A 19,554-nucleotide genomic window follows, 5' to 3' on the forward strand; every position below is an offset into this window, starting at 1 on the left:
TCATCCTTGCCCGAAATATCCTCGGGGGGTCTGGGGGGCTTGATAGCCCCCCAGCTTTGGGTCCTGGGTCTGGGGGGCTTGATGCGCCCCCCAGCTTTTTCTTTTATGAATAGCGATAGGGCCGCCCGGCCTTGTCCATCGCGGCGTTATAGGCGCGGAACACCTCGACCACCTTGCGCTTGGTCTCGGATTCCGACGCGATCTCTTCCCAGAAATCGCGCGCCGCCGTCTCGACCGTGGCCCATTCCGCATCGGGGATAGAGGTCAGCTCCAGCTTTGTGCCCTCGGTGCGCAGCCGCGCTTCGCCCGCCCAATACCAGTGCTGGCGGTAGTAATGCGACTGCTCGAAACAGGTGGTCAGCAGGGTTTGCAGATGCGGCGGCAATTCGTTCCACCGCTCCATGTTCGAGAAGAAATGCCCGATCCATGCACCAGAGATATTGTTGGTCAGGAAATGGCTGCAAATATCGGCCCAGCCCACCTCGTAGGCTTCGGTGATGCCACACCACGCGACGCCGTCGATCTCGCCGGTTTGCAGCGCGATTTCCACGTCTTCCCATGGCACGGTCACGGGCACGACGCCGAATTGGGACAGGAAGCGCCCGGCCGTCGGGAAGGTGAAGACCCGCTTGCCCTGCATATCCGCCAGCGACGTGATGGGCGAGGAGGTGATGAAATGGCACGGATCCCACGCACCCGCCGAGATATGCTTGACGCCGACGGCGGCGTATTCCTCGGCCCAGATTTCATTCAGACCCCAGTTGTTGAACAGCGCGGGCACATCCAGCGAATAGCGGCTGCCGAAGGGGAAATAGCCGCCGAACACGGTCACTTCGGTCGGGCCGGCCATGCTGTCATCATCCGATTGCACCGCGTCGATCGTGCCGCGCTGCATGGCCTGGAACAGCTCGCCCGTGGGCACAAGCTGGTCGGCATAGAACAGGTCGATCTGCATCTCGTCGCCCGCGATGGCGTTGAACATATCGACCGCGGGTTTCACCACCTGCGCGCCCAGTGAGGCACCGGCATAGGTCTGCATCCGCCAGCGGATGGTCGATTGCGCGTGCACCGCCGGGGCGGCAAGCGCTGCCGCGCCGCCAAGGGCGCTGGTGGTCAGGAACTTCCGTCTGGTTGTCGTCATGGTCTTTTCCTTCTCTGTTGGGGTTGAGGATCAGGGCGCGTTGACCGCGCCTTCTGGGGTTTCAGGGAAACAGGATGCCGGGCAGCCAGAGTGCTATCTGCGGAAAGATCATCACCAGCGCGAGGCCGAAGATCATCACCATCACGAAAGGCACGATCGAGCGGTAGATGTCGCCCAAACTCACGCTGTCCGGGGCCATCGCCCGCATCAGGAACAGGTTATAGCCGAAGGGCGGCGTCATATAGGCGATCTGGCATGTGATCGTATAGAGTACGCCATACCAGATCAGGTCGAATTCCAGCATTCGCACGATGGGCACATACAAGGGGGCCACGATGACCAGCATGGCGGTATCGTCCAGAAACATGCCCATCAGGATGAAGGAAACCTGCATCAGGATCAGGATTTCCCAGCGCCCAAGGCCCAGGTTTTCCATGAACAGTTCGCGCACGAAATCGACCGCGCGCAGCCCGTCGAACACCGCGCCAAAGGCTAGGGCAGCGAGGATGATCCACAGGAACATGCAGGAAATCGCCAGCGTCTTGCGGGTGCAGGTTTCCAGGACTTCCCATGTCATGCGCCCCTTGGCGATGCTGACGACCAGCGCCGCCAGTGCCCCCACGACAGAGCTTTCGACCAGCCGCGTGTAGCCCAGCACGAAGGGCACCATCATCACCGCGAAAATCGCAAGCGGCATCAGGCCCGCCAGCAGCAGGCGGTATTTCTCGGCGCGCGAGACCTGCGCCAACTCGTCGGGGTCGACGGCCGGGCCAAGGCTGGGGGTGATCCGGCAGCGCAGCCAGATATAGAGGATGAACAGCCCCGCCAGCAGGAACCCCGGCACCAGACCGGCGGCCCATAGATGGCTGACCGGCTGACGCGCGATCATCGCGTATAGCACCAGCACGACAGAGGGCGGCACCAGAATGCCAAGGCTCGACCCGGCCTGAATGACGCCTGTCACCATCAGCTTGTCATAGCGCCGCTTCAGCAGTTCCGGCAGAGCGATGGTTGCGCCGATTGCCATGCCTGCCACGCTTAGCCCGTTCATGGCGGAAATCAGCACCATCAACAGGATCGTGCCAATCGCCAGACCGCCCGGCACCGGGCCGAACCAGACATGGAACATGCGATACAGATCATCCGCCAGCCGGCTTTCCGACAGCACATAGCCCATGAAAATGAACATCGGCAGCGTCATCAGCGGGAACCAGTTCATCAGCTTGATGGTCTGCGCGAAGGCCAGGTCATAGCCGCCCCGGTCGCCCCAAAGCCAGATGGCCGAGACGGCCGCGACAAAGCCGATCACGCCGAACATGCGCTGCCCGGTCAGCATGACGACCAGCATGGACCCGAACATCAGGGCTGCGATCATCTCATAGGGCATCAGACCGCGCGCTCCTTGATGGTAATGCCGCGCAGCTTTGCAATGTCACGGATCAGAAACGCCGTGCATTGCAGGATCATCAGCACGATTCCGATACACATGACGATCTTGATCGGCGCCATGTAGGGCCGCCACAACCCGCGACGGCGCTCGGCATATTCCAGCGCGAATTGCGTGGATTCGATGCCACCCCAGAGCAGCACGCCAAGGTAGATCAGCAGGGTGAAGATGGTGATCGCATCGACCGCCGCCTTGGTCTTGTCCGACCAGCGCGAATAGAGCAGGTCCATCCGCACGGCGGACCCCATTTGCAACGAATAGGCCCCGCCTAGGATGAAATAGCCCAGAAGCAGGAATTGCGCCATCTCGTCGGTCCAGATCTGCGGGGTAAAGCCCGCCCGCGCGATTGCGCCCCAAGCCAGCACGCCCATCAGGGCGAACAGGCTCCACATGGCCAGCCGCCCGACGCGGTAATTCAGCGCCTCGACCATATGGACGAAAGAGATCAGGACGCGCGGCATGACAGCTCCGTTTGCGTCGCCATGGCGCGGGCCAGAACCGGGCCAAGCTTCGCGGCCATCGCCGCTTGCGCCTCTGGCGTGGCGATCAGGTCGTTGCGGATTTCCAGCATCGCGTTCTCCAGCCCGTAGGGGGTGGCGTGCAGGCGCAGCGTGTGGGTGACGTGATCGGCGGCGGAATAAGGCTCGTTCAGGCGGGTGGTCAGGCCAAGCGCCGCCGCTTCCTGCACGATCCGCCGGGCCAAGCCCTGCGCCTCATCATGGATCACGCCGAATTCCACCGCGCGCGGCACGCCATGCCAGACCGGGGTAAAGGAATGCACCGTCAGCAGGACCGGCCGTTGCCCCAGCGCCAGCGCCCGCGCGATTCGCGCCTGCACCAGCGCGTGAAACGGCAGGTAAAGCTGCATGACCCGGTTAAGCTTGTCCTGCGGTGTCACCCGCGCATTCATCGGAATGCTGTGCACCTCGGATTGCGCAGGCACGGCATCGGGGCGGTCGGGGCTGCGGTTCAGATCATAGATCAGCCGCGACAGGGGCGCGTGGACCAGCTCTGCCCCGCCACAGGCGCGGGCAAGCCCTGCCGCCAACGCCTTGGCAAGGCCAAGCGCGCCCAGATCGCTGGCGGCATGAGAGGCCAGAACCTCTGGGCTGGCCATGGTCCAGTCGCCGGCAAGCGCGGCAGAGGCATGTTCGCAAATCAGGATCACGGCGGGGGCTGCGCCCGCGTCGGTCACGGCTGTGCCGGTGGCGTCCCAGCACAGCACCGTCCCTTGTCCTTTCGGCTGTTCGTCCGTCGTCGTCATCCCACCAACCCCGCGACTACAGACATCAGGCTGCACCACGATTCAAATTTGTGTCAATACTGTTTCTCATTTTTGTTTTCTGTTACGTTTGTTTCAGAATTGAAACGCGGAGCCAGACCATGCGTCCACCCACCTCTGTCCAGCCGCCGCAAATGGAAGAACAGTTGCGCGCCGCGATGTCGGGGATGACCCGCGCGGAACGCCAGCTTGCCAGCTATATGCTTGGAAACTTTCCGCTTTCCGTGCTGGGCACGGTGTCGGAAATCGCCCAGGCCGCAGGTGTATCGGGGCCGACCGTGGTGCGGCTGGTGCGCAAGCTGGGCTTTTCCGGCTACCCCGACTTTCGCGCCCAACTGCACGAAGAAATGGGCGAACGGCTGGCCTCGCCCATCGCCAAGCATGAAAAATGGGCAGCGGTGGGCGAAGCGGACCACCCGCTCAACCGCTTCGGCAGCAGCGTGATCGACAATCTCAGCCAGACACTGGCGCAGCAGGATTTGCGGGTCTTCGACAAGGTGGCCGACATCCTCGCCGACAAGGCGCGCCCGATTCACCTGATGGGTGGGCGGCTGACCCGGTCGGTCGCGGAATATTTCGCGACCGCCCTGCATGTCATGCGCTCGGACGTGACGCTTCTGTCCAGCCTGCCCAACACCTGGCCACCCGCGCTTCTGGACATGTCGGACCGCGATGTTCTGGTCGTTTTCGACATTCGCCGCTACGAGCCGTCGATCCAGCAATTCATCGAACTGGCCCATGCCCAAGGGGTCGAGATCATCCTTGTGACCGACCGCTGGGTGTCGCCCAGTGCGGCCAAGGCGCGGCATATCCTGACCAGCCATGTCGAGGTGCCCTCGGCCTGGGACACGATCGTGCCCATGGTCGGGCTGGTCGAGGCGCTGCTATCCGCGATCCAGGATCGCAACTGGGACGCGACCCGCGACAGGCTGAACCGGATGGAGGGGTTTTATGAAAACATGCTGCTTTTCAAGCGTCCGCGCTAATCCGGGGCAGGGGGCGCGGCCATGACCCGCCCGCGCATCCTGTGTCTTGGCGAGGCGATGGTCGAACTGGCCCCGGTGGGCGATGGGCTTTATCGGCGCGGCTTCGCGGGCGACACGTTCAACACGGCGTGGCATATGGCGCAAATCCTCGGGCCGCGCGCTGATGTGGGCTTTGTCACCCGCGTGGGCCAAGACAGCCTGTCACTGGCCTTTATCGAGGAATGCCGTGCGGGCGGTCTGGATGTGGGCGCGATTTCGCAAAGCGCCGAGCGCGGCATGGGCCTTTATATGATCGCGCTCGACGGGGTAGAGCGCAGCTTTCACTATTGGCGCGGCCAATCCGCCGCCCGCTGCTTGGCCGATGAGCCGGCACGGCTGGCGCGCGATCTGGCGGGGGCGGGGCTTGTGCACCTGACGGGAATCAGCGTGGCCATCCTGACGCCCGACGCCCGTGACACCCTGCGCAAGGCGCTGTGCGCAGCCAAGGCACGGGGTGCGCTTCTGTCCTTTGACCCGAACCTGCGCCCCGCGCTGTGGCAAAGCCTGGACGACATGCGCGCCGTGCTGCCCGATTTTCTGGCGCTGGCGGACATCCTGCTGCCGGGCTTCGATGACGAAGCGCATGCATGGGGCGATGCCGATCCGCAGGCCAGCCTTGCGCGGCTGGGCCAGTTCGGCGCGTCAGAGATCGTGGTCAAGAACGCGGGCGGCGCTGTCCATATGGCGCATAAGGGGCAGGGGCGCGTGGTCCAGCTGCCCCCTGTCAGCGGCATACGCGACACGACCGGCGCGGGCGACGCATTCAACGCCGGTTATCTTGCGGCCCGCGCGCTTGGCCATGGCCCGGAGCGGGCGATAGACTGGGGCCACCGCATGGCGGGTCATGTGTTGCGCAGCGCGGGCGCGCGGGTTCAGCCGGACGCGCTGGGCGCGGACCGCGCGGGCTGGCCGGACTAGCGCGCCCTCATCACAGCTCGGCGAGAGGGTCTCGCACAGGGGCAAAAATCGTGCTATTTACGCACCAAACCGTGGGAAGTATGGGCCGCACGAAGTCGTGACTTGATTGCACGATGCGGCTTGGGCCATCCCGCAACTCAGGACTGTAAGAAAGGATTTACGCATGTCGGGGAAAGTGTCGCGCCGCGCGCTTCTGGGCACCGGGATCGTCGCATTGAGTGGTTTGGCCGCACCCGCCGTGTTGCGCGCGCAAGCCTTGCCCGATTACGAGGGCGAACAGAATATCCGCACCGCACCGCGCAACGTGATGGGCTTCCGCAACCACCATTGGAAGGATCACTTCCAGTCGCTGCGCAATGGCGCCATCCTGTGCGATACATATTCGCGCGCGCTGCATTACTGGTCGGCGGATCAAAGCACCTACCTGGTGCATCCGTGCTCTGTGCCGATGTCGGAAGAATTCACCCGCCGGGGCTATACCGAGATCACGCTCAAGCGGTTCGAACCGACCTGGGTTCCCACGCCGTCCATGCGCGAGCGCGACCCGTCGCTGCCCGTGCGCGTGGAGGGGGGTGATCCGCGCAACCCGCTGGGCTCGCGCGCGCTGAACCTTGGCTGGCAGTATTACCGTATCCATGGCATCGACAACCCGGCCAAGATCGGGCGGCGCGCGTCGAACGGCTGTTTCGGCCTGTTGAACGCCCATGCGGAAAACCTGTATGAGCTGGTCAATATCGGCACGCAGGTGCGCGTGATCTGACCCGCCGGGCACACCCGATTCCGCGAAACCCCGGCTGCACGGCCGGGGTTTTTCGTTGCGCTATCCGATGGCGCGTAGCAGCCGTGCGCGGGCTTCTGGTAAGGGTTTGTCTTGGGCGCGCGCCAGCCAGTCTGTCAGGAAATGCCCGCTGAGCGCCAGCGCCGCGCGCAAGCCCTCGGCATCGAGCGTGCCGCCGGGGCGCAACCCCTCGGGCAGGGGCAGAAGGCGCGCGGCATAATCGCCCGCGCCCTCGGGTGTGACCGCGCGGCCGCTGCGCGGGCTGACATAGGCCAGCCCGTGGGTTGCGCCGGTCACGGCGCATTGCGACAGGTCCAGCCCGTAGCCGGTTTCTTCCAGCAGGGTCAGCTCCCACAGCGCGTAGTCATGCAGCCAGCCGGGTTCGCCCAAACGGTCCAGCAGGGCCAGCGTGTGGCGGTAGAATTCGGGATAGGGCTGGCGTTCGGGCAGCGCGTAGCGCGCCAGCGCGCAAACCGCCCCCAAGCCCAGAAGCGCCAAGCGGTCGGACAAAAGTGCGCCCGCGCGTCCGCGCAGGGGCTCCACCGTGAAGCTGCCCAACTGGCTGTCCAGTCGTGCCCGCCATGTCGCATCCAGCTGCGCGCCGGGTTGCAGCAGTGGCGCCATCTTGCGCGAGGCACCTCCGCGTAGCGCGCCCGCATAGCGCCCATGCAGCCCGCTGAACACCTCTATCAACGCGGTGCCTTCGCCCAAGGGGCGGGTTGCCAGAAGGATGCAGTCGTCACGCCATTCCATGCGTCAAGCACTGGCGCAAAGCCGGGCGTCGGGCAAGGGGTCAGGCGGCAAGGAAGGCTGCGCACCCCGTGAGCGCCGCGAAATCATCCTCGACCAGCGCGACCGGGAATTGCGCCACGAGGGCCGAGAAGCGACCCATATCGGTAAACGCCTCTTCATAGCCGAAGCGGGCCATGTAGGGGGTAAAGGCGCGCGCGACGCCGCCGATATAGTAAATGCCGCCGAAGGGCAGCGTGGTCAGCGCCAGATCGGCACTGTATTGCGCGAGCAGCCGCACATAGTGGCGGCCGGTGCGCGTGGCAAGCGCGTCGCCCTCGGCCATCGCCTCCATTATCGCGCTGGCATCGCGCGCGGGCGCACCCCCGGCCTGGTCGGCGTGATAGGCGTATAGCCGCTCCAGCCCCGACCCCGCCAGCACATCCTCGACCGAGGCAAAGCCGCGCCGCGCCACAAGCCAGCGCGCAAGGTGTTGATCTTCCTCGGTTTGTTGCGGCAGGTGGATATGGCCCGCTTCGGCGGGGGGCACGATATGGCCCGTGCCCGCCGGGTAGACGGGGGCCGCGTTCACGCCCGTGCCCAAGCCGATGACCAGCCGCGCGCCTTGCTCTGGCTGGCACGCGCGGATCATGCGCAGGTGGTCCGGCGGCAGATGGGGCAGGGCGTGGCCTTGCGCTTGCAGGTCGTTCAGAAGGGAAATGCTGCGAATGCCGGTCATGCGGCCCAGCTCGCCCGCCTCGACCCGCCAGCCGAGATTGGTCATCTCGGCCACCGGACCACGCACCGGGCCGGCCAGCGCAATCGCGGCGCGTGCGGGCAGGTTGCGATGCTTGGACAGGTATTCGGCCAGCACCGTTTCCAGCCCCGAATGTTCCGCATTGCGGAAACGTTCGGTCGTGCCGGTTACAAGGCTGGTGCCGCGCGCCAGCGCCACGCGCGTATTGGTGCCGCCAACATCGGCCACCAGGACCAGAGCATCCTTGTCCGCCATCATCTCACCTTTGGCTGTCGGGCCGCGCGGGTCATGTTCGCGCTAACGCCTGTTGCACCGCGTGATAAGACGCTTTGGGGCGGCGTTGCAAGCTCTCGAAATCGACATGCACAAGGCCGAAGCGCTTTTCATAGCCCAAGGCCCACTCGTAATTGTCCAGAAGCGACCAGATGATGTAGCCCTTCAGGTTTGCCCCCTTGGCCATCGCAGCGCGCGCGGCATCCAGATGCGCGTTCAGATAGGCGATGCGCGCATGGTCGGGCTGGTCGGGGCTGTCCGGGTTCGCCATGCCGTTTTCTGTAACGTATAGGGGCAGATTTTCGGAATATTCGCCCACGAAATGTAGAAAATGTGCAAGTCCGTCCGGGTTGATCTCCCACCCCATCTGGGTTTTTGGCAGGTCGCCCACATGTTCGGACAGATGCGGCCACGCGGCTGCGGGGTCTGCCGCGATACGCTTGCAGGTGTAGTAGTTCAGCCCCAGCCAGTCGAGCGGCTGGCGGATCGTCGCCATGTCGTCTTGCCAGCCCTTGGGCATATGGGGGGCAAGCCCCTCCAGCACATCGGAGGGGTATTCGCCCTTGAACATGCCACCCACGAACCAGCGATTGTAGATGCCGCCATAAAGCTGCGCGGATGCCCGGTCAGCGTCGCTGTCGGTCAGGGGCAGGGCGTATTCGAAATTACACACCGCGCCCAGATTGCCCATGCCAAGGCCGCGCATGACCTGCGTGGCGCGGCCATGCGCCAGCCCGATATGGTGCATCGCACGGGCGGCGGCGCGAATGTCGCGCAGCCCCGGCGCGTGGGCACCGATGAAATGCGACAGCCACCCCACGCACCACGGCTCGTTAATGGGGGCGGCCGACCAGATGCGGTCGCCGATACGGCGGCACAGAATGTCGGTGTAGTCGGCGAACCAACCGGCCAGATCGCGGTTGCGCCAACCGCCCAGATCGGCCAGCACCGAGGGCAATTCCCAATGATAGAGCGTCAGCGCGGGCTTGATGCCGCGCGCCAGCATTCCATCGACCAGCCGGTCGTAAAAATCCAGACCCTCGGCATTTACCGCGCCGCGCCCCTCGGGCAGCACCCGCGCCCAAGACGCGGAGAACCGGTAGATGTCGAAGCTGGCATCCGCGATCAGGTCCAGATCCTGTTCCCACATATGGTAATGGTCGCAGGCGCGGCCCCCGTGTTCGGCACGCACCACGTTGCCGGGCGTGGCGGCGAAATCGTCCCAATGCGTGCGGCCCGCGCCGCCGAAGTCATGCCCCTCTATCTGGTAGGCAGAGGTGGCGACCCCGAACAGGAAATCATCGGGGAAATCGGCGCGGCGATGGGTGAATTCAGTCATGTGCGGTTGCGTCCTGTGCTGTCGCCCAGAACAAGCTGGGTTTCCATCAGAAGGGTCAGGGGCGGCTGGTCGGGGTCGCGCACCAGCGCCAGCAGCATCTCTGCCGCCTTGCGCCCGGCCTCGCGCACCGACGAACAGGTGGCGGTGAATTGCGGCACGTCCAACCCGTTGGGCATATAGGACAGATCGTCGTCATGCACGATGACCGACACATCGCGCCCCAAGCGCAGCCCCGCATCGGTCAGGGCGCGGCGCAGCCCGTAGGCCACGATCATGGACGAGGCGAGGAACGCACTCGGCGGGTCGGCCAAGGCCAGAAGCGCGCGCCCCGCGTCATGCCCGAAGGGTTCGGTCATCTCTGCCGTGTGCATCAGGGCGGGGTCGGGGGTGATCCCGGCCTCTTGCAGCGCGTCCAGATAGCCCAAGCGGCGGCGCATGGCGAAATCCATCGTCTCTAGCCCGTTGACCAGCGCGATGCGGGTGTGGCCCAGATCCAGCAGGAACTCTGTCGCGCGCCGGAACGAGCGGCGGTTGTTGATGTCCAGCCACGAATAGGGCGCGCTCACGCCAGAGCTGCGCCCATGCACCATGAAGGGCACGCCCAAATCGCGCAAAAGCGGAATGCGGCTGTCTTGCAGGCGCGGCCCGTGCACCATGATCCCGTCGACTGACCCGCGGGCGACAAGGTTGCGATAGGCGGCCTCTTCCTCGGCATCGGGCACGACACTGAGCACCATGTCATAACCCGCCCGCGAATAGCTTTCGCCCGCGCCCGCGATGAAATCGGCGAAGATCGGGTTCACGATCTCATGGCTGGTCGAGATGGGGATGACATGGCCAATGGCCCGCGACTGGCCGGTGGCCAAGCTTTTGGCGCGGATGTTGGGGTGGTAATTGGCCGCGCGCGCGGCATCCTGCACGCGCTGACGGGTGCGGGCATTCACCTCTGGGTAGCCGTTCAGCGCCCGGCTGACCGTCGTGGGCGACAGTCCGAGCGTGCTGGCCAGTTCCTTGAGAGTAACGCCCATGATTTATTCAAACCGCATTGGAAAGCGTGGCCGAGGCTAACCAGAAACGGTCTGGGATGAAAAGACAAATCTGAAAACCGTGAAATGCTGCACATGCGAAACAGCTATAAAACCAAGGGTTTTTGGAAAAAAGTGAATTGACAGCGCAAACATCATCTTTACGGTGCGAGTATCCAAAGCGGTTTGAAATGCCGATTCCAAATCGCTGGGATGCTAATCAGCACGTGATGAAAAATTGTGCACACCACAACGTCAACCTTGGGAGGATGACAATGAAATCCAGACTTTACGCAGGCGTCGCGGCGGTTGCGCTGATGGCATCGGGCGCAACCGCGCAAGACCTGCTGTTCGCGCCGGGCGAGGGGGCGTTCACTTGGGACAGCTTCAACGCTTTTGCCGATAGCACCGATCTGTCCGGGCAGACGGTCGAGATTACCGGCCCCTGGACCGGCAACGAGGCCGAGAAGGTCAACAAGATTTTCGATTATTTTGAAGCGGCCACCGGCGCGACCGTGAATTATTCCGGCTCTGACAGTTTCGAGCAGGACATTGTCATCTCGACCCAGGCAGGTTCCGCGCCGAACCTCGCGGTGTTCCCGCAGCCCGGTCTGGCTGCCGACATGGCCGCCCAAGGCTTCCTGGCGCCGCTGCCCGATGGCACTGCCGAATTCGTGGCGGAAAACTACGCCGCCGGCCAAAGCTGGGTCGATCTGGGCACCTATGCCGACCCCAATGGCGACCCGCAGCTTTACGGTCTGTTCTACCGCGTCGACCTGAAATCGCTGGTCTGGTATTCGCCGACCGCGTTCGACGAAATGGGCTATGACATTCCTCAGTCGATGGAAGAGCTGAAGGCGCTGACGCAGCAGATCGTGGATGATGGCGGCACGCCGTGGTGCATCGGTCTGGGGTCGGGTGCGGCCACCGGCTGGCCCGCGACCGACTGGGTCGAGGATATGATGCTGCGCACCCAGCCGCCCGCCGTCTATGACGAATGGGTGTCGAACGAGCGTCCATTCAACGATCCGGCCATTGTCGCCGCGATCGAGGAATTCGGCTGGTTCGCCCGCAACGACGCCTATGTGCAGGGTGGCGCGCAGGCCGTGGCCACGACCGATTTCCGCGACAGCCCGGCTGGCCTGTTCTCGATCCCGCCGCAGTGCTACATGCACCGTCAGGCGTCGTTCATCCCAGCCTTCTTCCCTGAAGGTACCGAAGTGGGCGAGGACGTGGACTTCTTCTACTTCCCTGCCTTTGCAGAGGCCGATCTTGGCCGCCCGGTTCTGGGTGCGGGCACGCTGTTTGCGATCACCGATCCGTCGGAGGCAACCACCGCGATGCTGGAATTCCTGAAGCTGCCCATCGCGCATGAGCTGTGGATGGCGCAGGGCGGGTTCCTGACCGCGCATGGCGGCGTGAATCTTGAAACCTATGCCACCGATTCCGAGCGCGCACAGGGCGAAATCCTGGCCAACGCCACCACCTTCCGTTTTGACGCATCCGACCTGATGCCGGGCGAGATCGGTGCGGGCGTGTTCTGGACCGGCATGGTGGATTATGTCACCGGCGCCGATGCAAACGCCGTGGCGACCAGCATTCAGGAACGCTGGGACACCATCAAGTAAGGCACCGCGCGTGCCGCGCCCTCGCCGCTGTGTCGCGGCGGGGGCTTTCTTTCACGCTCTGGCCACCGGTCAGGGACGCCCCGGAACGGAACGCGACCGCGCCCCAAGCGCGGCGCAGGAAGGGAGCAAAAGCCATGTCACCTGTTTTGCAAGGCCTGTTGACCATCATCATCGGTGTCGGCGGCTGCGTGGGGTATTTCTACGCGTCGAACCTGATCCTTGATAAGGTCATTTTCCCGGCCAAGGGGCCGCAAGCGGGCCAGAACATAAACCGCGCCAACAAGGTGCGCCCGTGGCTGTTCCTGTTCCCGGCGATGTTCGCGCTGGGCCTTTATCTGGTTTACCCGGTGGTCGGCTCTTTCTACCGCTCGCTGTTCAACCGCGCGGGCAATGAATTCGTGGGCCTTGGCAATTACGCCGACCTGCTGGCAGAAGACGCCTTTCGCACCGCCGTGTTCAACAACATGCTCTGGGTGCTGGTCGTGCCCGCGATGGCCACGTTCCTTGGCCTGCTGGTCGCGCAACTGACCGACCGGCTGGCATGGGGCAATTTCGCCAAATCGCTGATCTTCATGCCGATGGCGATTTCCTTCGTGGGCGCATCGCTGATCTGGAAATTCGTCTATTCGGCCAATCCCGACATCGGCATCATCAACGCGATCCGCGCCACCTTTGGCATGGATGCGCTGGACCCGCTGCAAGTGCCGTTCTGGAACAATTTCTTCCTGATGTTGATCCTTGTCTGGATCCAGACGGGCTTTGCCATGGTCATCCTGTCGGCGGCGCTGCGTGGCATTCCAGAGGAAACGATCGAGGCCGCGATCATCGACGGCGCGAACCCGTTCCAGGTGTTCTTCCAGATCAAGGTGCCGCAGATCATGGGCACCATTGTCGTGGTCTGGACCACCATCACCATCCTTGTGCTGAAGGTGTTCGACATCGTCTACACCATGACCGGCGGCAATTTTGAAACCGAAATCCTGCCCAGCTACATGATGGATTTCATGTTCCGCGACGATGGGCGCGCGACGGCTGTGGCCTTTGTCATCATGGTTCTGGTGCTGCCGGTGATGATCTGGAACATCGCCCAGGCACGCAAGGAAATGCGCTGATCGCGCGCAAGGGAGGGTTACGCCATGGACAATATCGCAGGCCAGAACCAAGGCGGGAAGATCGCGGTCAATATCACCGTCATCATCCTTGTGCTGTTGTGGCTATTGCCGACCATCGGGCTGTTCGTGTCCTCGTTCCGCGAGCGCGACCAGATTTCCAATTCCGGCTGGTGGCAGGCGCCTTTCGCGGTCGACCTGAATTTCGGCGCGCGGGTCGCGGCGGATGGGGCGCGGCAAGAGGGTGATCTCTATGTGCTGGAGGGCAATCTGTTCGACGACCCTTCGGTTGCAGAGTCCTTCCCCGATGGCGGCGGAACGCTGTCGGCCTTTGGCACGCGCTCTGTCGCGCCGACAGAGTTCACCCCCGGCACCGCGACCGAATTGCGCCGTGGCGGCACGCTGACGGTCGAAGCGGATGGCAGTTTCCGGCTGGAGAGTGCCGAGCCGATAGAACGCGGGCCGACAATCTATTTCGCCGCCCGAACGCCGCCCAGTTTCACGCTGCTGAATTATGACACGGTGCTGAACGCCAATGGCATGGACCGCGCCTTCATCAACACGCTGACCGTGACCATCCCGGCCACGATCATCCCCATCCTGATCGCGGCTTTCGCGGCCTATGCGCTGGCATGGATGGATTTTCCGGGCCGTGGGCTTTTGATCGCGGCTGTCGTGGGGCTGCTGGTGGTGCCCTTGCAACTGGCGCTGGTGCCGCTTCTGAAGCTGCATACCGATATCGGCATCGGCCAAAGCTTCCTTGGCATATGGCTGGCGCATACCGGGTTCGGCCTGCCCTTGGCGGTTTACCTGTTGCGAAACTACATGGTCGGCTTGCCACGCGATATTATCGAAGGGGCCAAGGTCGATGGCGCGACGGATTTCCAGATCTTCACCAAGATCATCCTGCCGCTCAGTTTCCCGGCACTTGCCTCTTTCGCGATCTTCCAGTTCCTCTGGACATGGAATGACCTGCTTGTGGCCAAGGTTTTCTTGCCTTCGGGCGCGGAATCTCAGGTCATGACAGTGAAGATCGCTGACGACCTTCTGGGGTCGCGTGGGGGGGATTGGGGCATTTTGGCCACGGCGGCCTTTGTCTCTATCGCGGTGCCGCTGATCGTCTTCTTCACAATGCAACGCTATCTCGTGCGCGGCCTGCTGGCCGGCTCGGTCAAGTAAGGAATATATCGTGACGGCAAATGCAATGTTGCAGCCCGACCAAGGGTGGGCGCTGACCCCGGATTGGTGGCGCGGTGCGGTGATCTACCAGATCTACCCCCGCAGCTTCCAGGACAGCAATGGCGATGGCATCGGCGATCTGTGCGGCATCGTGCAGCGCTTGCCCTATATCGCCAGCCTTGGCGTCGATGCGATCTGGATCAGCCCGTTCTTCACCTCGCCGATGAAGGATTTCGGCTATGACGTGTCCGATTATTGCGACGTGGACCCGATGTTCGGCACGCTTGCCGATTTCGATGCGATCATCGCCACGGCGCATGGTCTGGGCATCAAGGTTCTAATCGACCTTGTGCTGTCGCACAGCTCTGACCAGCATCCTTGGTTCAAGGAAAGCCGCTCCTCGCGCGACAATCCGCGCGCGAACTGGTATGTCTGGGCCGACCCCAAACCCGATGGCACGCCGCCCAACAATTGGCTGTCCATCTTCGGCGGCTCTGCCTGGGCGTGGGATGCGACGCGCTGCCAGTATTACCTGCATAATTTCCTGACCTCGCAGCCCGACCTGAACTTTCATGAACCGGCGGTGCAGCAGGAACTTCTGGAAGTGGCGCGGTTCTGGCTGGAGCGGGGGGTCGACGGCTTCCGCCTGGACACGATCAATTTCTACGTCCACGACCACCAGCTGCGCGACAACCCGCCGCTGCCGCCGGAACAGCGCAACGCCAATATCGCGCCTGCGGTGAACCCCTATAACCACCAGGAACACCTTTACGACAAGAACCAGCCCGAGAACCTTGAATTCCTGCGCCGCTTCCGCGCGCTTCTGGATACCTATGGCGCCGCCGCCGTGGGCGAGGTGGGCGATGCGCAAAAAGGGCTGGAAATCCTTGGCGAATACACCTCGGGCGGCGACAAGGTGCAGATGTGCTACGCGTTTGAGTTTCTCGCCGCCGAGCAGCCTTCGGCCGCGCGCATTGCCGCCGTGCTGCGCCATCTGGACTATGTCGCCCCCGAAGGCTGGGCCTGCTGGGCGTTTTCCAACCATGACGTGATGCGCCATATCTCGCGCTGGGACATGTCGCCTGCCGCCGTGCGCGCCTATGCCACGCTGATGATGTGTATGCGCGGCTCTGTGTGCCTCTATCAGGGCGAAGAGCTGGGCCTGCCCGAAGCAGAGCTTGTGTTCGAAGACCTGCGCGACCCTTACGGCATCCAGTTCTGGCCCGAATACAAGGGCCGCGACGGCTGCCGTACGCCGATGGTCTGGGAAAAAGCCACGCTGAACGGCGGCTTCTCGACCGATGTGCCGTGGTTGCCGGTGGCGCGCGAACATATCGGCCTGTCGGTCGATGCGCAGGAACGCGCGCCCGATGCGCTGCTGCACCATTACCGCCGCGCGATCGCGTTCCGCCACGCGCACCGCGCGCTGGCACGCGGCGCGATGCGGGACCTGCATGTCTCTGGCGACACGCTGTCCTTCATCCGCGAGGAGGCGGGTGAGGTGATGTTCTGCGCCTTCAACCTGAGCCACGAACCCGCCACGCTTTACCTGCCCGACGGCAATTGGGTGACGGTGGGGCAAGAGCTGAACAGCTCTGGCGCGGGCGAAGACGGGCTTGTGCATCTGGGGCCGTGGCAGCCCTGCCTTGTGCTGAAACGATAAACGGAAGGGGGAGGAACCCATGGCCGATCTGAAACTGACCGATGTCGAGAAAGCCTATGGCGAGGTCAAGGTGCTGTCGGATGTCAATCTGGACATCAAGCAGGGCGAGTTGATCGTCTTTGTCGGCCCGTCGGGCTGCGGCAAGTCCACGCTGTTGCGCATGATCGCGGGGCTCGAAAAGATCACGGGCGGCACGCTGGAAATTGACGGCATGGTCGTCAATGACATTCCGCCCGCGCAGCGCGGCATCGCCATGGTGTTCCAGTCCTACGCGCTCTATCCGCATATGACCGTGCGCGACAACATGGCCTTCGCGCTGAAGATCGCCAAGAAGTCGAAGGCAGAGATCGACGCAGCCGTCACCAAGGCCGCCGACATCTTGCAGCTTGGCCCCTATCTGGACCGTCTGCCCAAGGCGCTGTCCGGCGGTCAGCGGCAGCGCGTGGCCATCGGGCGCTCCATCGTGCGCGACCCGAAAGTGTATCTGTTCGACGAGCCGCTCTCGAACCTTGACGCCGCCTTGCGCGTGGCGACCCGGATCGAGATTGCGAAGCTGAAGGAATCCATGCCGGAATCGACCATGATCTACGTCACCCATGACCAGGTCGAGGCGATGACACTTGCCAGCCGCATCGTCGTGCTGGCAGGCGGCGGGATCGCGCAGGTCGGCACGCCGCTGGAACTGTATGACCGCCCGAACGGGGAATTCGTGGCGCAATTCATCGGCTCGCCCGCCATGAACCTGCTTCCGGGCGAGGTTGTGGGCACCGGCGCGCAGACCCGCGTCAAACTGGACGGCGGTGGCACGGCTGTGGCCAATATCCCGACCACCGACGCGGATATGGGCCTGAAGGTCAATCTGGGCGTGCGGCCCGAAGACCTTGTCGCCAGCGATGACGAGGATTTCCTTTATCAGGGCGAGGTCGATCTGATCGAAGCCTTGGGCGAATTGACCGTGCTTTATTTCAAGCCCGACGCGCCCGATGCGAACCCGGTTCTGGCCAAGCTGGCGGGCACCCATGCCGAATTGCGCGGCAAGACCGTGAAGCTGAAAGCGGACCCGGCCAAGCTGCACCTGTTCCACAACAAGGTGTCGCTGCTGTACCGCTAATCAGCGCCGGACAATGGAAAAAGCCGCGCGAGGGGTGTCCCTTGCGCGGCTTTGTCATGTTCGGGGCGCTGTCTTAGGCGGTGCGAAACTCACGCAGCAGGAAGTCGGGCACATGGTCGCCCATCCCCACCGGCCCGTCATTGCGGTTATCGCGACGGTCGCGCTTGCGCTCGGGGCGATCCTGACGGTCCTTGCGGTCGTCGCGCGGCTGCTCGGGGGCAGGGGTGGCCTTTGCCTCTGGCTGCGCGGCTTCTGTGGCCTCGACATTGTCATTGGCGGGTTTGCGCGACCGGCGGCTGCGCTTGGGTTTCTCGGCGCTCTCAGTGGCCGCTTCGCTACGGCGCGGCGCAGGCACGTCTAGGTCGGGGGCTTCGCCACGGGGCAGGGTCTTTTCCAGAAGCGCCTCGATCTGGTCGAGGTATTTCTGATCCGCCGGCACCATCAGCGAAATCGCCTTGCCCGACCGACCCGCGCGGCCCGTCCGGCCAATGCGGTGGACATAATCCTCTGGGTGCGAGGGCAGGTCGAAATTGAACACATGGCTGACCGACGGCACATCAAGCCCCCGCGCCGCCACGTCCGACGCGATCAGCAAGCGCAACTCGCCCGCGCGAAACTTCTCCAGCGTGCGGGTGCGCACCGACTGGTCCAGATCGCCATGGATCGGGGCCGCGTCGAAATTGTGCTTCGCCAGCGACTTGGCCAGCACATCGACATCGACCTTGCGGTTACAGAAGATGACCGCGTTCTCAAGGCTGTCGCCTTGCGCCGCGATGATCTTGCGCAAAGCCTCGCGTTTCAGCTTTGCCGCCGCGTCGCGCTTTGCAGCGGGCAGCTCGATCAGTTCCTGCGCGATAGTCTCGGATGCCGTCGCCTGCCGCGCGATTTCCACGCGGGCGGGGTTGGCAAGGAACATGTTGGTAATGCGCTCGATCTCGGGCGCCATGGTCGCGGAATAAAAGAAGGTCTGACGGGTGAAGGGCGTCAGGTTGAAGATACGCTCGATATCGGGGATGAAGCCCATGTCCAGCATCCGGTCGGCTTCGTCCACGACCATTACCTCGACACCCGTCAGCAGCAGCTTGCCGCGTTCGAAATGGTCCAGCAGGCGGCCCGGCGTTGCGATCAGCACATCGACACCACGGTCGATCAGCTTGTCCTGCTCGCCAAAGGCCACGCCACCGATCAAGAGCGCCTTGGTCAGGCGGGTATACTTGGCGTAAGTGTCGAAATTCTCGGCCACTTGGGCGGCCAGTTCACGCGTGGGGGCCAGCACAAGGCTGCGCGGCATCCGCGCCCGCGCGCGGCCCCGGCCAAGGCGGGTAATCATCGGCAGCGTGAAAGAGGCGGTCTTGCCGGTCCCGGTCTGGGCAATGCCCAACACGTCGCGGCCTTCCAGCGCATGGGGGATGGCTTGCGCCTGAATGGGGGTAGGGGCCGTGTAGCCCGCTTCTTCAATGGCTTTCAGGACCTTGGGGTCCAGCTTCAGGTCGGAAAAAAGGGTCATATGCGTCCATCTGATACGGCATCGGGCCGTTATCGGTTCTGGGACGCCTGTGCCTTCACGCCCCGCTCATATCCTGCAACAGCTTTGCGGGATTGGGGGCAGATAGCGCAAATACGGGCTTTGGTCAATCGAAGCGGTTGCCGCAGCCGCGCGCGGGGTCCGTTGCGCGAAAAACTGCGCATGGGGCGCAATCGGGCTGTTGCGGGGGACCGGAAAGCAAGCTAATGGAAGCGGGCCGAACCTGTGCGGGTGTGGCGGAATGGTAGACGCAGAGGATTCAAAATCCTCCGCCGCAAGGCGTGGGAGTTCGAGTCTCCCCACCCGCACCACGGCTTTTCTCAGTTCTTATAGCTGCTGCTGTCGCCCGCTTGTGCGAGCATCTCGCACAGCTTGGCATCGTCTATCTCATAGGTGAACGGGTTGTCCGAAATGACGGTGGTGCTTGCCGCGTTCGATACGGCGATGACCCGGTTATTCGCACCCATGATGCCCAACCCTGCTTTGACAAATGCCTCGAAAAGCTCACTTTCCGTTGCCGTGCAAGGCGTGTCCGCGCCAGCGGGCGCTGCGCAGGCCAACATGGCGATCAGGCATATCACGGGTCTACTGCGCATGGGCGATCCTTTAGAACTAGGGCAGGGGC

Annotated in this window: 18 protein-coding genes and 1 tRNA gene; 9 read left to right on the forward strand and 10 right to left on the reverse strand. The window is 63.5% G+C overall.

Translation table 11 applies throughout. The annotated features are described in order from the left end of the window. Nucleotides 1–103 precede the first annotated feature (103 nt). The 4 genes from J1C52_RS10445 to J1C52_RS10460 all read right to left on the reverse strand — a co-directional run bounded on the left by J1C52_RS10445 (nt 104) and on the right by J1C52_RS10460 (nt 3,852). Nucleotides 104–1,141: a TRAP transporter substrate-binding protein gene (locus J1C52_RS10445; protein ID WP_227427882.1), complete on the reverse strand. Its 1,038-nt coding sequence runs from the start codon at nt 1,139–1,141 to the stop codon at nt 104–106. A 61-nt stretch (nt 1,142–1,202) separates the two neighbouring features. Continuing rightward, nucleotides 1,203–2,528, reverse strand: coding sequence for a TRAP transporter large permease (locus tag J1C52_RS10450; RefSeq protein ID WP_227427883.1), 1,326 nt, complete (start codon nt 2,526–2,528; stop codon nt 1,203–1,205). Then, entirely contained in the window at nt 2,528–3,049 is a 522-nt protein-coding gene (locus tag J1C52_RS10455) for a TRAP transporter small permease subunit (RefSeq protein ID WP_227427884.1), read from the reverse strand. Before J1C52_RS10455 ends, J1C52_RS10450 begins: the two co-directional genes overlap by 1 nt. Beyond that, the gene (locus J1C52_RS10460; protein WP_227427885.1) at nt 3,034–3,852 is read right to left on the reverse strand and encodes an N-formylglutamate amidohydrolase; all 819 of its coding nucleotides are present in this window, start codon (nt 3,850–3,852) and stop codon (nt 3,034–3,036) included. Before J1C52_RS10460 ends, J1C52_RS10455 begins: the two co-directional genes overlap by 16 nt. A 119-nt stretch (nt 3,853–3,971) precedes the next feature. Between J1C52_RS10460 and J1C52_RS10465 the strand changes: the two genes are divergently transcribed. The 3 genes from J1C52_RS10465 (at nt 3,972) to J1C52_RS10475 (ending at nt 6,573) form a co-directional block, all read left to right on the forward strand. Continuing rightward, nucleotides 3,972–4,856, forward strand: a complete 885-nt coding sequence (locus J1C52_RS10465; RefSeq protein WP_227427886.1) for a MurR/RpiR family transcriptional regulator — start codon at nt 3,972–3,974, stop codon at nt 4,854–4,856. 21 nt (nt 4,857–4,877) lie between these two features. After that, on the forward strand, nt 4,878–5,813 hold the full coding sequence (locus J1C52_RS10470) for a sugar kinase (protein ID WP_227427887.1): 936 nt from the start codon (nt 4,878–4,880) through the stop codon (nt 5,811–5,813). Nucleotides 5,814–5,976: 163 nt separating this feature from the next. Beyond that, the gene (locus J1C52_RS10475) at nt 5,977–6,573 is read left to right on the forward strand and encodes a L,D-transpeptidase (protein WP_227427888.1); all 597 of its coding nucleotides are present in this window, start codon (nt 5,977–5,979) and stop codon (nt 6,571–6,573) included. 60 nt (nt 6,574–6,633) lie between these two features. Here the strand turns inward: J1C52_RS10475 and recO are convergent, their stop codons facing one another. From recO to J1C52_RS10495, 4 genes are read right to left on the reverse strand one after another with little or no spacing between them, the layout of a single operon-like run. Then, entirely contained in the window at nt 6,634–7,344 is a 711-nt protein-coding gene (gene recO / locus J1C52_RS10480; protein ID WP_227427889.1) for a DNA repair protein RecO, read from the reverse strand. A gap of 40 nt (nt 7,345–7,384) precedes the next feature. After that, complete coding sequence (locus tag J1C52_RS10485; RefSeq protein ID WP_227427890.1) at nt 7,385–8,332, reverse strand: glucokinase; 948 nt, start codon at nt 8,330–8,332, stop codon at nt 7,385–7,387. A gap of 31 nt (nt 8,333–8,363) precedes the next feature. Further along, a complete protein-coding gene (locus J1C52_RS10490; RefSeq protein WP_227427891.1) occupies nt 8,364–9,689 on the reverse strand; it encodes a GH1 family beta-glucosidase in 1,326 nt (441 codons plus the stop codon). Beyond that, nucleotides 9,686–10,717 carry a LacI family DNA-binding transcriptional regulator gene (locus J1C52_RS10495; RefSeq protein ID WP_227427892.1) on the reverse strand — a complete coding sequence of 344 codons (1,032 nt, stop codon included), beginning with the start codon at nt 10,715–10,717 and terminating at the stop codon, nt 9,686–9,688. Before J1C52_RS10495 ends, J1C52_RS10490 begins: the two co-directional genes overlap by 4 nt. A 272-nt stretch (nt 10,718–10,989) precedes the next feature. Between J1C52_RS10495 and J1C52_RS10500 the strand changes: the two genes are divergently transcribed. From J1C52_RS10500 to J1C52_RS10520, 5 genes are all read left to right on the forward strand, one after another. Further along, on the forward strand, nt 10,990–12,342 hold the full coding sequence (locus tag J1C52_RS10500; RefSeq protein WP_227427893.1) for an ABC transporter substrate-binding protein: 1,353 nt from the start codon (nt 10,990–10,992) through the stop codon (nt 12,340–12,342). A gap of 134 nt (nt 12,343–12,476) precedes the next feature. Further along, on the forward strand, nt 12,477–13,454 hold the full coding sequence (locus J1C52_RS10505) for a carbohydrate ABC transporter permease (RefSeq protein WP_227427894.1): 978 nt from the start codon (nt 12,477–12,479) through the stop codon (nt 13,452–13,454). Nucleotides 13,455–13,478: 24 nt separating this feature from the next. Further along, a complete protein-coding gene (locus tag J1C52_RS10510) occupies nt 13,479–14,630 on the forward strand; it encodes a carbohydrate ABC transporter permease (protein ID WP_227427895.1) in 1,152 nt (383 codons plus the stop codon). A 25-nt stretch (nt 14,631–14,655) separates the two neighbouring features. After that, entirely contained in the window at nt 14,656–16,293 is a 1,638-nt protein-coding gene (locus tag J1C52_RS10515) for an alpha-glucosidase (RefSeq protein ID WP_227427966.1), read from the forward strand. A 19-nt stretch (nt 16,294–16,312) separates the two neighbouring features. Then, entirely contained in the window at nt 16,313–17,404 is a 1,092-nt protein-coding gene (locus J1C52_RS10520) for an ABC transporter ATP-binding protein (protein WP_227427896.1), read from the forward strand. A gap of 73 nt (nt 17,405–17,477) precedes the next feature. Here J1C52_RS10520 and J1C52_RS10525 read toward each other — a convergent pair whose 3' ends face one another. Continuing rightward, entirely contained in the window at nt 17,478–18,911 is a 1,434-nt protein-coding gene (locus J1C52_RS10525) for a DEAD/DEAH box helicase (RefSeq protein ID WP_227427897.1), read from the reverse strand. A gap of 245 nt (nt 18,912–19,156) precedes the next feature. On the opposite strand from J1C52_RS10525, the gene J1C52_RS10530 reads away from it, so the two are divergent. Next, nucleotides 19,157–19,240, forward strand: a tRNA-Leu gene (locus J1C52_RS10530). A 9-nt stretch (nt 19,241–19,249) separates the two neighbouring features. Here the strand turns inward: J1C52_RS10530 and J1C52_RS10535 are convergent. Beyond that, the gene (locus tag J1C52_RS10535) at nt 19,250–19,525 is read right to left on the reverse strand and encodes a hypothetical protein (RefSeq protein ID WP_227427898.1); all 276 of its coding nucleotides are present in this window, start codon (nt 19,523–19,525) and stop codon (nt 19,250–19,252) included. Nucleotides 19,526–19,554: the final 29 nt, after the last annotated feature.

Origin of the sequence: Roseibaca sp. Y0-43 (assembly GCF_020667835.1) — a bacterium.
Classification (GTDB): Bacteria; Pseudomonadota; Alphaproteobacteria; order Rhodobacterales; family Rhodobacteraceae; genus Roseinatronobacter.